This is a genomic window from Janthinobacterium sp. 13 (genome assembly GCF_002749695.1).
Classification (GTDB): Bacteria; Pseudomonadota; Gammaproteobacteria; order Burkholderiales; family Burkholderiaceae_D; genus Janthinobacterium; species Janthinobacterium kumbetense.
Window position 1 is genome coordinate 5,966,813 of record NZ_PEEQ01000001.1, and the last position, 13,028, is coordinate 5,979,840.

The window sequence follows — 13,028 nt, forward strand, 5'->3', positions numbered from 1 at the left end:
CATGTTATCTCGATCTGGATACTGCGTTGAAGCCCAATATAGCTACGCCAAGTGCTCACCAGGCCAGCACCTTGGGGCCAAGGGCCGCGCCGATGGCGGTCGGCACCAGCATGCCCAGCACGTACCAGAAACCGACGAAGCTGGCCGCCAGCTCGGGGCAATGCAGGCAATAGACGAGCGCCGCCATGGCGCCGGCCGCGAAGCCGGCAGCCGCGCCCGCCAAGCGCAGGCGCGTGGGCGCCAGCTGGCGCATCAGGCGCAGCACGGCGGCCAGCAGGGGCAAGGAAAGGGTGGCGATCAGCAAAGGGCAGCTGCGCCAGGTGGCGCCCCAGAACAGTTCGGCGCGCTGCTCGGGCGGCGCTTCGTTCAGGATGAGGGCGCCAAGCGCCCACATCAGCAGCAGGGGCACGGCGAGCAGCAGGGGCAGGGCGCGCGTCGGCGCCCCGGGTACACACAGGCGGCGGGTGACTTGCCAGGCCGCCAGGGAGAGGCATATGACGAAACCGACCTTGATCCAGAAGTCCGGCAGCAGGGCCAGCTGTTCCAGGTTGGGCCGCACGCCCAGCAACAGGGTCATCAGCGTCACGCTGGCCAGCAGTCCTGCGCCCAGGGTGGTGGCGGCGCGCCGGCGGGCGCCCGGGGGCGGTGCGGCGGCCACGTCGGGGCCGCTGGCCAGCATGGCGATCAAGTCATCGGTTTTCATGGTGTCCTTATCCTCAAGTTGGCTGCCAGTGCCTTCAAGCCGCGATGCACGGCCACTTTGACGCTGGCTTCCGAAATCTGCATGGCGGCTGCCGTGTCGCGCACGGACCAGCCGTCGAGCTTGGTATGCACGATGGCGTCGCGCTGCTGCGCCGGCAAGCTGGCCAGCAATTTGCCCAGGTCGCGGCTGGCTTCGGCCGCCTCGGCATCGGCGCTGGAAAACAGTTCCTGCGCGCTATCTTCTTCGTCGTACGGCAAGTGCTGCGCCTCGCGCCGTCCATGCCGGCGCAGCCAGTCGATCAATTTATAGCGGGCGATCGCATGGATCCACGACGTCAGCGGCACGCCCGTGTCATACGTCAGCCGCTGGTTGTGGATGGCCAGCAGGCACTCCTGCACCAGGTCTTCCACCTCGTCCGGCCAGCGCTGCAGGCGGCGCCGCAGGAATGCGCGCAAATGGCTGCTGCTGGCCTGCAAGAAACTGCGATACGCCGCCGCATCGCCCTCGAGCCCGCGCAGCATCAAGCCATGCAGCCGCAATTCCGTGCCATGCAGGTGCTCGCTTACAGGTATTCGTTGCATGCAGGCCTTTGGTGACAGGCGTTGAAAAAAATAAATATCATTAATTTTGCCGGCGGCTGTAACCAATCCGGCCATTGCGGCGAATTGACAGGCAAGCACGCTTCTTCATTCACTATAACGGGTAGTCATCATGCATATCAAGCACCGCCTTGCCGCCAGCCTCGTTCCGCTCTGCCTGTGGGCCGCGACGGCACCCGGGTACGCGCAACTGGCGGCCGGCCAGCGCTGCGCCGTGCAAAGCGGGCCGCAGACGGCGGCGCTGGTGGAACTGTACAGCAGCGAAGGCTGTTCCAGCTGCCCGCCCGCCGACCAGCGCCTGAACGCCTTGCGCAAGGAAGCGGGGGAGGCCAGCCTGGTCGTGCCGCTGGCCTTGCACGTCACGTACTGGGACCAGATCGGCTGGACGGACCCGCTGGCGCAGGCGCAATTCGATGCGCGCCAGGCCGAATTGCTGCGCTACCAGCCCCGTCATGTGGCCTACACGCCCCAATTCTTTGTGGGCGGCACGGAATTGCGCGGCTGGGATACGCAACTGCCGGCCGCCATCCGCCGCATCAACGCGACCGCCGCGCCCGTCAATATCAGCCTGTCCGCCACGCCTGGGGCGGGTGGACAATTATTGCTTGAAGCCAATGCCAGCGCGTCGGATGGGCAGGCGGGCGGCCAGCTGTACGTGGCCATCAGCGAAAGCGCCATCGTCTCGAAAGTGCTGCGCGGCGAAAACCGCGGCGCCACCCTGCATCACGATGCGGCCGTGCGCCTGTGGCTGGGACCCGTTGCGCTGGCGCAAGGCCACGCCCGGCTGCGCCGCGAAGTCAACCTGCCCGCCAGCTGGCGCCCGGAGCAGCTGCAAGTGGTCGCCTTCGTGCAGCGGGCCGACAGCAGCGCCATCCTGCAAGCCGTCAGCACGGCATCCTGTGCGAAGGGAGTGATGTGATGAACGGACAAGCGAACGTGATCCACCCCGCCTGGCTGCGCCTGACGCACTGGCTCAATGCCGTGGCCGTCGTGGTGCTGGCCACCAGCGGCTGGCGCATCTATAACGCGGCGCCATTTTTCCCCTTCGAGTTGCCGCGCGCGCTGACCCTGGGCGGCTGGCTGGGCGGCGCCCTGCAATGGCATTTTGCCGCCATGTGGCTGCTGGTGGCCAATGGCTTGCTGTATCTGATCATCAACATCGCCTCGGGCAGGCTGCGGCGCCAGTTCTTTCCCCTGACGCCGCGCCTGTTGCTGGCCGATTTTGTCGCCGCGCTGAAAGGAAAGCTGGCGCATGCGGACCCGCGCCACTACAACATGGTGCAGCGCGCCGCCTACCTGTTCGTGATGCTCGACTGCATCGTGCTGGTGCTGTCCGGCCTGGTGCTGTGGAAGTCCGTGCAATTTCCCCTGCTGCGCGAGCTCATCGGCGGCTACGAGAGTGCGCGCAGGGTCCACTTCATCGCCATGGCGCTGCTGACGGGCTTTGTCGGCGTGCACTTGCTGATGGTGGCGCTGGTGCCGCGCACCCTGGTCGCCATGCTGCGCGGCCGCTGAAGGAGATGAGCATGAAAAAAACCATCCTCGTGCAGGAGCAGGGCCAGGCCATGCTAGACGACGCCTTGCGCCAGATCAAGCAGCCGTCGCGCCGTTTGTTTTTGCAGCGCAGCCTGACCCTGGGCGGCCTGTCCTTGTTGACTGGTTGCAACGTCAGCGACCCGTCCGGCATCGAGACAGCCTTGACGGCCGTGTCGCGCTTCAACGACAGGGTACAGGGCTGGCTGTTCGACCCGACCAAACTGGCGCCGACTTACCCGGACTCCATGATCACGCGGCCGTTTCCCTTCAACGCGTATTACGGCGAAGACGAGGTGGAAGAAGTCGATGGCGACGCCTGGCGCCTGGAATTGAGCGGCTTGATCGCCGACAGGAAGCCGTGGACCCTGCCGCAATTGCGCGCCTTGCCGCAGGAAACCCAGATCACGCGCCACATCTGCGTGGAAGGCTGGAGCGCCATCGGCAAGTGGGGCGGCGTGCCGTTTTCCCACTTCCTGAAGCGGGTCGGCGCCGACACGACGGCGAAATACGTCGGCTTCAAGTGCGCCGACGATTATTTCACCAGCATCGACATGGCCACGGCCCTGCATCCGCAAACCATCATGGCCCTGAGCTACGACGGCCAGGAATTGCCGCCCAAGTACGGCTACCCGATGAAATTGCGCATGCCGACCAAGCTGGGCTACAAGAATCCCAAGCACATCCAGGCCATTTTCGTGACGAATACGTATCCGGGAGGGTATTGGGAGAATCAGGGCTACAACTGGTTCGGCGGCTCTTGAACAATTTTGGCAGTACCCGTAGCACGGCAACAGCTTTACCACCGGGCAATCTCGCCCATATAACCCAGAGACAAGGACATATCATGAAAACCACCATCACCGCCCTGATTGCTTCCGCCATCCTCATGTCGGGCGCCGCGTTTGCCCAGGATGCCATGAAGAAAGACGCCATGGCCAAGGACGCCTCGGCCGACGCCATGCACAAGGACGCCATGGGCAAGGACGGCATGCACAAGCCGATGGCGAAGAAACACATGAAGAAGGACCACATGGCCAAGGATGGCATGGCGAAAGATGCCATGGCAAAAGACGGCATGAAGAAGGATGAGATGAAAAAGGATGGCATGGCCAAGGATGCGATGGCCAAATAAGCGGGCAAGCAAGGTTTTGCATGGGCAGGTGCGCCATCCTCGCCGGGTGGCGCGCCTGCCGTCGTTTCGCCAGCGGCTTGCTGGTGTTCATGGCAATTTGCTAAAATTGAAAACTTATTTAATAGCAATTGCTGGAGTAACGATGCCGATGCATGAAGCAAGCTTCCCATTACGCTGTGCGGCAGCGGTGCTGGCCATCCTGCCCGCGCTTGGCCGGGCGATGCCGGGCGCGACCTGTCCGCCGCAAGTGTATCCGCACGAGGCGCGCCTGTATGAACTGGAAGGTAAAACGAGCATGCGCTTTTCCGTGGGGCAGGATGGCAAGGTGGCAACGGCATCCGTGGCACGCAGTTCGGGGTGGAAAGTGTTGGACGATGCGGCGCTGAGCAATGTGCGGCAGTGCGTGTTCCCTGCTGATAGAGCGGCCAAGGAAAATTTTAGTGTTCAATATGTATGGGACCTGGACGATACCGAGCTCTTGCGTCCCTTGCTGGTACCGGGCAGCTGCCAGCCTTCCCAGCGCGTCCAGGGCTATAACAACCTCGACAAATCGGCCAGCAATGACAGCGGCGTCGTGCTGCGCATGTTTATCGGCAGCGAAGGTGCCCCTGCACGCATCGTGGCCGAAGCGCCAGGCCTGCCAGCGGAACTGGTCGAGGCGGCGGTTACCTATGTGCAGGGTTGCCGTTTTGCCATCGATCCTGAAGTTGGCGGCACGCGTAGCTGGAGCACGTATGGCAAGGTGCTGCTGCGCCGCCAGCCCCTGTAGTAAGCTTGCACTGTCCACATCGTTTTCCTGCCGAAGTCATGACCGAACCATCCGCCGCTGTTGCCACCGCATCGTCCCCCTCCGACAAATCGATCCGCCGCCGCTCGCTGTTCGCCGCCTGCAGCGCGCATGCCGTGCATGACGGCTTGACGGATGTCATCTATGTACTCCTGCCCATCTGGCAGGCGCAGTTCGGCATCAGTTACGCCATGGTGGGCCTGTTGCGCGGTTCCTACTCGGGCATGATGGCCGGCTTCCAGCTGCTGGCCAGCCGCATGGCGAAACGCTGGGGCCGCGAGCGCCTGCTGGTGGGCGGCACGGCGCTGGCCGGCGTCGCCTACCTGATCGCGGGGCAGGCGGGCGGCCTGGCCGTCTTGCTGATCGCCTTGCTGCTGGGCGGCCTGGGCGCCAGCACGCAGCATCCGCTGGCGTCTTCCATCGTCACCGACACGCACGAGGCGGGTGGCGGCGTCAAGGAAGCGCTGTCGCACTACAACTTTGCCGGCGACATCGGCAAGACCCTGATTCCCGCGCTGGTGGGCTTGCTGTTATTGGTGTGCAGCTGGCAAGCCAGCGTCTCCTTGCTGGGCTTGCTGGGCCTGGCGGCGGCCGGCTTGCTGTGGTGGCTGCTGCCGAAAGCGGGCGAGCTGCAGGCGGGTGCGAAGAAGGCGGGCAAGACCATCGCCGGCAGCGGTTCGAAGGCGAGCTTTCGCGCCTTGCTGGCCACGGGCACCCTGGACAGCGCCGTGCGCATGGGTTTTCTCACCTTTTTGCCATTCTTGCTGAAAAGCAAAGGAGCGGGCACGGCCGGCATCGGCGTGGCGCTATCGCTGCTGTTCGTGGGCGGCGCCTTCGGCAAGTTGCTGTGCGGCTACCTGGGCGCGCGCATCGGCATGATGAAGACCGTGTGGCTGACGGAATCGATGACCTCGCTGCTGATCGTGCTGGCCCTGTGGCTGCCGCTGGCCGGCGTCATGGCCATGTTGCCCCTGCTGGGACTGGCGCTCAATGGCACTTCATCCGTGCTGTATGGCGTGGTGCCTGAACTGGCCGAACCCGGCAAGCGCGAGCATGCGTTCGCCCTGTTCTACACGGGCAGCATCGGCGGCGGGGCGCTGTCCCCCGTGCTGTTCGGCGCGCTGGGCGACCATACGAGCGTGCACACGGCCCTGCTGGCGCTGGCGGCCGTATTGCTGCTGACCTTGCCGCTGGCGTGGAAGGTGCAGCGGGGCCTGGCGCACGGCGGCACCGCATGAGGGGACGCTTCGCATGAGCCTACCATTGCCGCGCGATAAACACGATACGCCGAACGCGCGAGCCCTGATCACCTTGAGCTGGGAGGAAGTCCATCCGGCCATGCCGCAGATCCTGGAATGGGTGCAGGATGTGAACTGGCCCGTGGCCGGCGTGCTCCTGCCTTACCTGGCCGGCATCGGTGTGCGCCTTGCCCCCTATATAAAATCGGTGCTGGCCGGTAATGACGAACAATGGAAGTATTTTGTATTGCAGGGCATCGTGCGCCATTCACGGGAGCTGGCATTCGAATTGGACGAGGAATTGCAACGCTTCGCCCATGCACCGACAATGGGAGAACGGGAAGAAGGCGTGGCCGAGGTGGCCCGGGAAATTCTGCAATGCCAGATAATAACTGCGGCCGGCCAGCAATCAGGGGCATTATTGTAAGAAATCAGTATTGAATGTGCGTGCGTGTGGCCATTCCAGTAATAGATAGGAGACAATCCGGTCCGAATATATTTCGACCTCCGGGTTGTAAAACCCTCCCTATCATTTAACAGGAAGATTACATGGGTAATTTTAGTATCCCGCACACGAATAAAGCACTTGCCGTGTATTTTCACGGCAAGATGGTGCCTAGGCTGTTTGCGGTATTTGCGGCGATCCTGGCGGCAGTGGCAGGTTTTGTCTTGTACCTGAGCACGACCATCCCTCAGAAAACACTGACCGATACGCAGGCCATGACCTTGCGTAATGGCGCCAAGCTGGGCACGCACAGCAATTTGACTATTCTGTACGGCTCGGCGGCTTTTCTATTGTTGCTCGCCGTGCTGGTGCTGGTCATGCGCGCGGTAATGCTCAAGCGGCAGAAAAGCCGTTTTGAATTGCATGAAGACGGTGTGGTGCATGAATTGAACGGCATTCGCAGCTACGCCGCCTTTGCCGATATCGAGGACCTGTATCTGTTTGCCGGCGGCTCCACCGCCATGACAGGCATGATCAATAACTTTGCCTACCGCACGGGCGCCGACCAGCCCTGGATATGGGCTACCGGAGAACTCAAGCGCTTTGACGAATTCATGGACGAATTTCGCTCCCGTTACCTGGATTACCGCATGCCCGTCTTGAAGCAAAAGCTGGCGGACGGCGAGCGCGTGACTTTCCGCTACATCAGCAGCGGCGAGGTATACAAGAAACGCTTCTTCGGCAATTTCCTGAATGTCAAGACGCAGGAACTGGCCTTCTCGGCGCAGGGCTTGCATGTGGACGGCGTCACCTGGCCTGGCGCCAGCCTCAAGTGCATGAATCAGAATGACTGGACCGAGAGATTGACGATCAAGGATGCGGCGGGTACGACAGTCTTTTCATGCATCGGCACGGGTATCCTGAGTTTCGACCTGTTCGCCAATATGATAGACGACGAGATTAATCAAGCGTCGTAATTCTGGCGGAAATAAGCCTCCCGATACGGGGAGGCTTGCGACCGGCTTATCCCGGTCGGCGGCCAAATGCAGATAAAAAATGAAAACACAGTTACTGTCGAATGACGAATATCAAAAAACCTTCCATGCGCCTATGCTGAAGGTGACCGAGACCGCCAGGGAAGTCGTCGATCTTTGGGTATATGCCGATCTGGTCATCGGGAGTGACTTTGGCGACGCCGCGGACTGGAATTGGCAGGTCGCGCATATTTATGAGTCGTCAGATGGAAAGTTTCAGCACATCGGCATTCCCGTTCCCCGCGATGATACTTATCTGACTGTGATCGTCGATATGCACGGCAGAAAAATCCTGGGGCATGTTTTTCTTGATTTGCGCGCCAGGCAGTCAAGCCGCAGTGAGGAATAACAGGCAGCGATTGGTGCTGCATGTCGCATTGATAAGTTATTGGCAAGCCGATACGGCATGACTTGCCCGCCAGTCCCCCCATCGTCTACACTCGCCGCATGAAAAATTTTGAAAAGCGGCGCGACCGCTACGACTTGTTCCGGGCATTCGACAATCCCCTCGTCAATATCAACTTCCAGCTCGACGTGCCGGACTTCCGGCCCTGGTGCAAGGAACGGAAAATCCCCGTGTTTCATTTTTTCCTGTTTTGCCTGCTCAATACGGTCAGGGATATCGATCAGTTCATGTACCGCATCTACCAGGGTGAAGTGATCAGGATTGACGATTTTCCCGCTTCCTATACCGTCATCAATGGCGACGATAACCTCAATTACACGCGTTTCACGATGACGGACCAGCTCGACCTGTTCATCGAACGCAGCCTGGCAGCCAAGCGTTTCGCGGAAGCCAGCTCCGCGCTGATTAATACGGGCGAGGGGGAAACCGAGCGCGAGCAGCGCAACAATATCTTCATCACTTGCCTGCCGTGGCTGGAACTGGCGGCCATCGAACACCCGATACACCGCCACCGCGACGCCGATATCCCGACATTTACCTGGGGCAAGTTTGGCCCCGCGCAAGAGGATGGCCGCATGCGGGTGCCGTTTTCCGCGCAAGCCCACCATGGCTTTGTCGATGGCTACCACGTGCAGAAACTGGCACAGGCATTGTCGCAGCGCATCGCCGCCATCATTTCTTAGGCTAAGTAATCGCTGGGCGCCTGCCCCAGCACGCGGCGGAAGGCGGCCGTGAAGGCGCTGGGGCTGGCATAGCCGAGGTCGAGCGCGACACGGGTGACGGCTTGCCCGTCCGCCAGCCGCGTGATGGCCGCCAGCAGGCACGCTTGCTGGCGCCATTGGGCAAAGGCCAGCCCCGTCTGGGCGCGGAATTGCCGCGTAAAGGTGCGCCGGCTCATGCCGGCCTGCGCCGCCATCGCATCCAGGCTGCTGTCCAGGCTCGGCTGCCGCAGCAAGTCCAGGCACAGGTGCGCCAGCCGGGGTTCCTGCGGCAGCGGGGCGCTCAGGGGCAGGGGCTTGGCGGCGGCAATTTCGTCGAGCAGCAAGGCCATCAGTCGTCCGGCGCGCGATGCTTCCGCATACAAGGCATCCACGGTCACGGCCTCGGCCAGCAACTGGCGCAGCAGCGGCGAGGCGTCCAGCACCTGGCAATGGGGCGGCAAGCCCATCCCGGCGATGGCCGGTGCGTCGATAAACACATTGTGCATGGTCACGGCGCCATGCATGCGCATGCCGTGCGAAAGCCGGGCCGGTACCCAGCAAGCCCGTTGCGGCGGCACCAGCCAGTTGCCTTGCGGTGTGTGCACGCTGATGACCCCGCGCGCCGCATAGGCGAATTGCCCGCGCGCATGGCTATGGCTGGGAAAGACGGCATCGGCGGCATGGTCGCGCGCCGTGGCGATCAAGGGGCGGGGCACTTCCGTATAAAAATCATCCATGGCCCATACTCTACAGTATTTGACCTGCCATCGAAGGCGGGCCGCATGCCGGCCGCTTACCATCACACTCTTTTCAGGAGTGAACATGCACAATACCTATCATCGCGTGGGCCATGGCCCGCACGCCGTCATCGTCCTGCACGGCTGGTTTGGCGACGCCCACGCTTTTTCCCCGATGGAAGCAGGTCTCGACGGCGGCGCTTTCAGCTATGTCTTCATGGACAATCGCGGCTATGGCGGCATGCGTGGCGCGGCGGGTGAGTATTCGATGGAAGAGGTCGCCCGCGACGCGCTGGCCTTGGCCGATGCGCTCGGTTTTGCCACCTTCAGCGTGGTGGGCCACTCGATGGGCGGCATGGCGCTGGAACGGCTGGCCTTGCTGGCGCCCTTGCGCTTGCGCAAACTGGTGGCCGTGGCGCCCGTGCCCAGCTGCGGCCTGGCGTTCGACGGGGCGGCGCGGCAACTGTTTCTCGACGCCAGCGGCAACCAGCAGGCGCGGCGCGCCATCATCGACCGCAGCACGGGCGGGCGCTTGCCTGCCGCCTGGCTGGACTGGAAGGCGCAATATTCGTGGGAGAGTGCGGATCGGGCCGCGTTTGCGCGCTACTTCCTCGCGTGGAGCGGGACGGATTTCAGTGAAGAAATCAAGGCGGCGCGCGTGGAACTGCCGTTGCTGGCGCTGGTGGGGGAGCATGACCCCCGTTTTGACGCGGCCCTGATGCGCCGCACGTATCTGGCGTGGTACCCGCAAGCCCGGCTCGAGGTGCTGGGCAATGCGGGACACTATCCGATGAATGAAACGCCGCTGGCCCTGGCGGCCAGCATCGAGGCGTTCTTGACGGAAAAAGACTAGTTACGCGGCCTTGCTGCGCAGGCGCAGCAGGCTCAGGCCCAGCAAGACGAAGGCGCCGCCGCAGATGCGGTTGAACAGCTTGGCCCGGCCCGGCGTGGCCAGCTGGGTTTTCAGCAGGCGCGCCAGGTTGGCGTAGAACAAGTGGGCCAGCATGGCGCAGGCGACAAACGAGGTCGTCAGCACGGTGAACTGGATGGCCACCGGTTCGCCCGGCGTGATGAATTGCGGGAACAATGCCGAGAAGAACAGGATGGCTTTCGGATTCGTCAGCGCCACCGTCAAGCCCTGGCGAAACAGTTTCCAGAACGTGTTGGGATTCGCCGCGCCGGGTGCCACGGGTGCATCGGCCACGACACTGGTCTTGCTGCGCCATTGTTTGATGCCCAGAAACACCAGGTACAGGGCGCCAGCCAGTTTCAGCAGCATGAAGGCCGTGGCCGAGGTGGCCAGCACGACGCCCATGCCGGCCATGGCCACGCCGGAAATGATGAACAAGCCGAAACCGTTGCCCATGCTGCTGATCATGGCGCGGCGCGGTCCGACGGCAATGGCGTTCGAGATGGCCAGCAGGACGGCCGGGCCGGGAGAAAACGTGACGAGCAGGGCGACGCTGCAGAAAAGCAGCCAGTTCGAGAGATGCATGGGTGTTCCTGGGTGGGGCCGGAGCCGGTTCGAGAGTCAAAACACGCTTATTGTACGAAGTTTTCGACTCCCGTGTCGGCTACCCCGGCCCGACACGGGCGAGTGTCATGCAAACAGGCTGGCGACCACATGGTTGATGGCGGCGCCACCGGCGATCAGCCAGCCGAACAGCAGGCCGGCCAGCAGCAGGGGCTTGATGCCGGCGCGGCGGATGGCCGACATGTGCGTCGTCAAGCCCAGGGCCGCCATGGCCATGGCGAGCAAGGCCGTATCGATATCGGTGATGGTGGCTACCATGCTTGCCGGCAGCAGGCCCAGCGAATTGAAGGCGACCACGCCGATGAAGATGAAGGCGAACCAGGGGATGGCCAGCTTGGCCGCCTTGTCGTGGCCGCCGTTGCCACTCCTGGCCTTGCTGCGCGCCAGGACCGCCGACAGGATGACGAGAAACGGCGCCAGCATCATCACGCGTACCATCTTGGCGATCACTGCCGCATTCGCCGCCTCTTGCCCGATCGACTTGCCGGCCGCCACCACTTGCGCCACCTCATGCACGGTCGAACCGATGTACACGCCGAACGCGGTGGGCGTGGCGCCCAGCACATGCCAGTCCAGGTTCCACCGGTACAGCAAGGGATACAGGAAGATGGCGATGGTGCCGAACACGACAACGGTGGAGACGGCCACGGTGACATCCTCGCTGCGCCCCTTGACGACGGGCTCGGTCGCCATCACGGCCGCCGCGCCGCAGATCGAGCTGCCCGCGCCGATCAAGATGGCGCTGTTGCGTTCCAGTTTGAATACGGTGGTGCCAAGGAACATGGCCAGGCCAAACGTGGACGCCAGCACCAGCGCGTCGATGGCGATGCCGGCCAAGCCGACCTGGCCGATATCCTGGAAGGTCAAACGGAAGCCGTAGAGGATGATGCCGAGTCGCAATAATGTCTGCTTGGAAAAGGCCACGCCCGCGCCACAGGTGGGCGCCAGGCGGCCATACACGCTGTTGCCCAGCACGATGCCGAGCATGATGGCCAGGGTCAGGGCGCTCATGCCGTGGCTTTGCATCCATTCCAGCTTGCCCAGTTGAATGGCGCCCCAGGCGATCACGCCGCTGAGCAGCAGGCCGGGCAGCAGGCGGCCGTAGCGGTCGCTGAAACTTGTTGTATTGGTGCTTGAGAGAGAAGACATGCCGTACTCCATGTTTTTATGCGTATGGCATGACTGTACAGTTCGTCGATTAAATGGTAAAACGGATTGTTTTTGTATGTTTAACCGACAAAATAGGTAAATAAAATGGCGTTGACCTTGCGGCAGTTACAGATTTTCCTGGCCGTGGCGGACACGGGCAGCACCAGCGCGGCGGCCGAACACATTGCGTTGTCGCAATCGGCCACCAGTGCGGCCCTGAATGAACTGGAGGCGCTGCTGGGCGCGCAACTGTTCGACCGGGTGGGCAAGCGTTTGCTGCTCAACGACAATGGCCGCCTGCTGTTGCCGCAAGCGCGGCAGATGCGCGACGGGGCCGCCAGCATCGAGCGCCAGTTCGCGGGCGCCGACCCGTCCGTGCCCGTCAGCCTGCAAATCGGCGCCAGCACCACCATCGGCATTTATCTGCTGCCGCAGATACTGGCGCAGGCGGCGCAGCAGTACGGCCGCAGCATTCCCCAGGTGACCATTGCCAACACGGCCGACATCGCGGCCGCCGTGGCGGAATTCCGTGTCGATATCGGCCTGATCGAAGGGCCGTGCCACGAAGCGGGTTTGCTGGTGGAGCCGTGGCTGACGGACCAGATGCTGATCGTGGCCGCGCCCACGCATCCGCTGGCGCAACTGCGCCATCTGCTCAGTTTTACGGAGCTGAATCAGGCGGGCTGGCTGCTGCGTGAAGCGGGCTCGGGTACGCGTGAAGCCGTGGAACAGGCGCTGGTGCCGTATCTGCACTATCTGCGCGCCGCAGGCGAGTTCAGCAACTCGGAAGCCATCAAGTATGGCGCAGCGGCCGGGCTGGGCATCGCCTGCCTGTCGCGGGTGGTGGTGGCCGATTTGCTGGCCAGCGGGCAATTGGTGGAACTGGAAACCATGCTGCCGCCCCTGGAACGCAACTTTTACCTGATTCGCCAGTCCAAAAAGATCCTTTCGCCCCGTTTGACGGGTTTCCTGGAATTGTGCCGCCACGCTTCGCGCATGGCGGGGTAACGCGCTCAAACAGCTTGAC

Annotated in this window: 17 protein-coding genes; 12 read left to right on the forward strand and 5 right to left on the reverse strand. The window is 62.7% G+C overall.

Features of this window, described 5'->3' with window-relative positions:
- Positions 1-55: 55 nt before the first annotated feature.
- Together CLU94_RS26155 and CLU94_RS26160 are read right to left on the reverse strand one after the other, a co-directional pair.
- The gene (locus tag CLU94_RS26155) at positions 56-703 is read right to left on the reverse strand and encodes an NrsF family protein (RefSeq protein ID WP_099667814.1); all 648 of its coding nucleotides are present in this window, start codon (positions 701-703) and stop codon (positions 56-58) included.
- A complete protein-coding gene (locus CLU94_RS26160; RefSeq protein ID WP_099668507.1) occupies positions 700-1,284 on the reverse strand; it encodes a sigma-70 family RNA polymerase sigma factor in 585 nt (194 codons plus the stop codon). The genes CLU94_RS26155 and CLU94_RS26160 overlap by 4 nt, the downstream gene beginning before the upstream one ends.
- 130 nt (positions 1,285-1,414) lie before the next feature.
- On the opposite strand from CLU94_RS26160, the gene CLU94_RS26165 reads away from it, so the two are divergent.
- The 10 genes from CLU94_RS26165 to CLU94_RS26210 all read left to right on the forward strand — a co-directional run bounded on the left by CLU94_RS26165 (position 1,415) and on the right by CLU94_RS26210 (position 8,563).
- Entirely contained in the window at positions 1,415-2,221 is an 807-nt protein-coding gene (locus CLU94_RS26165; RefSeq protein ID WP_099667815.1) for a DUF1223 domain-containing protein, read from the forward strand.
- Positions 2,221-2,817: a cytochrome b/b6 domain-containing protein gene (locus CLU94_RS26170; protein WP_099667816.1), complete on the forward strand. Its 597-nt coding sequence runs from the start codon at positions 2,221-2,223 to the stop codon at positions 2,815-2,817. The genes CLU94_RS26165 and CLU94_RS26170 overlap by 1 nt, the downstream gene beginning before the upstream one ends.
- A gap of 50 nt (positions 2,818-2,867) precedes the next feature.
- Entirely contained in the window at positions 2,868-3,599 is a 732-nt protein-coding gene (locus CLU94_RS26175) for a molybdopterin-dependent oxidoreductase (protein WP_373610687.1), read from the forward strand.
- Between the two features lie 83 nt (positions 3,600-3,682).
- The gene (locus CLU94_RS26180; RefSeq protein WP_099667818.1) at positions 3,683-3,970 is read left to right on the forward strand and encodes a pentapeptide MXKDX repeat protein; all 288 of its coding nucleotides are present in this window, start codon (positions 3,683-3,685) and stop codon (positions 3,968-3,970) included.
- Between the two features lie 142 nt (positions 3,971-4,112).
- Positions 4,113-4,739 carry an energy transducer TonB gene (locus CLU94_RS26185; RefSeq protein WP_180278782.1) on the forward strand — a complete coding sequence of 209 codons (627 nt, stop codon included), beginning with the start codon at positions 4,113-4,115 and terminating at the stop codon, positions 4,737-4,739.
- A 38-nt stretch (positions 4,740-4,777) separates the two neighbouring features.
- Positions 4,778-5,995: an MFS transporter gene (locus tag CLU94_RS26190; RefSeq protein WP_099667820.1), complete on the forward strand. Its 1,218-nt coding sequence runs from the start codon at positions 4,778-4,780 to the stop codon at positions 5,993-5,995.
- 13 nt (positions 5,996-6,008) lie between these two features.
- On the forward strand, positions 6,009-6,422 hold the full coding sequence (locus CLU94_RS26195; protein WP_099667821.1) for a DUF5071 domain-containing protein: 414 nt from the start codon (positions 6,009-6,011) through the stop codon (positions 6,420-6,422).
- 122 nt (positions 6,423-6,544) lie between these two features.
- A complete protein-coding gene (locus tag CLU94_RS26200) occupies positions 6,545-7,417 on the forward strand; it encodes a hypothetical protein (protein WP_257219009.1) in 873 nt (290 codons plus the stop codon).
- Positions 7,418-7,496: 79 nt separating this feature from the next.
- Positions 7,497-7,823: a hypothetical protein gene (locus tag CLU94_RS26205; protein ID WP_099667822.1), complete on the forward strand. Its 327-nt coding sequence runs from the start codon at positions 7,497-7,499 to the stop codon at positions 7,821-7,823.
- Between the two features lie 98 nt (positions 7,824-7,921).
- Positions 7,922-8,563, forward strand: coding sequence for a CatA-like O-acetyltransferase (locus tag CLU94_RS26210; RefSeq protein WP_099667823.1), 642 nt, complete (start codon positions 7,922-7,924; stop codon positions 8,561-8,563).
- On the opposite strand, the gene CLU94_RS26215 is transcribed toward CLU94_RS26210, so the two are convergent.
- Positions 8,560-9,318 carry an AraC family transcriptional regulator gene (locus CLU94_RS26215; protein WP_099667824.1) on the reverse strand — a complete coding sequence of 253 codons (759 nt, stop codon included), beginning with the start codon at positions 9,316-9,318 and terminating at the stop codon, positions 8,560-8,562. The two genes, CLU94_RS26210 and CLU94_RS26215, sit on opposite strands and share 4 nt — an antisense overlap.
- A gap of 85 nt (positions 9,319-9,403) precedes the next feature.
- On the opposite strand from CLU94_RS26215, the gene CLU94_RS26220 reads away from it, so the two are divergent.
- Complete coding sequence (locus CLU94_RS26220; RefSeq protein WP_099667825.1) at positions 9,404-10,171, forward strand: alpha/beta fold hydrolase; 768 nt, start codon at positions 9,404-9,406, stop codon at positions 10,169-10,171.
- Here CLU94_RS26220 and CLU94_RS26225 read toward each other — a convergent pair whose 3' ends face one another.
- Together CLU94_RS26225 and CLU94_RS26230 are read right to left on the reverse strand one after the other, a co-directional pair.
- The gene (locus CLU94_RS26225) at positions 10,172-10,813 is read right to left on the reverse strand and encodes a LysE family translocator (protein ID WP_099667826.1); all 642 of its coding nucleotides are present in this window, start codon (positions 10,811-10,813) and stop codon (positions 10,172-10,174) included.
- Between the two features lie 105 nt (positions 10,814-10,918).
- On the reverse strand, positions 10,919-12,001 hold the full coding sequence (locus CLU94_RS26230) for a YeiH family protein (protein ID WP_257219010.1): 1,083 nt from the start codon (positions 11,999-12,001) through the stop codon (positions 10,919-10,921).
- 105 nt (positions 12,002-12,106) lie between these two features.
- Here CLU94_RS26230 and CLU94_RS26235 point away from each other — a divergent pair, with 105 nt between their 5' ends.
- The gene (locus tag CLU94_RS26235) at positions 12,107-13,009 is read left to right on the forward strand and encodes a LysR family transcriptional regulator (protein WP_099667828.1); all 903 of its coding nucleotides are present in this window, start codon (positions 12,107-12,109) and stop codon (positions 13,007-13,009) included.
- The last annotated feature ends 19 nt before the right edge of the window (positions 13,010-13,028 follow it).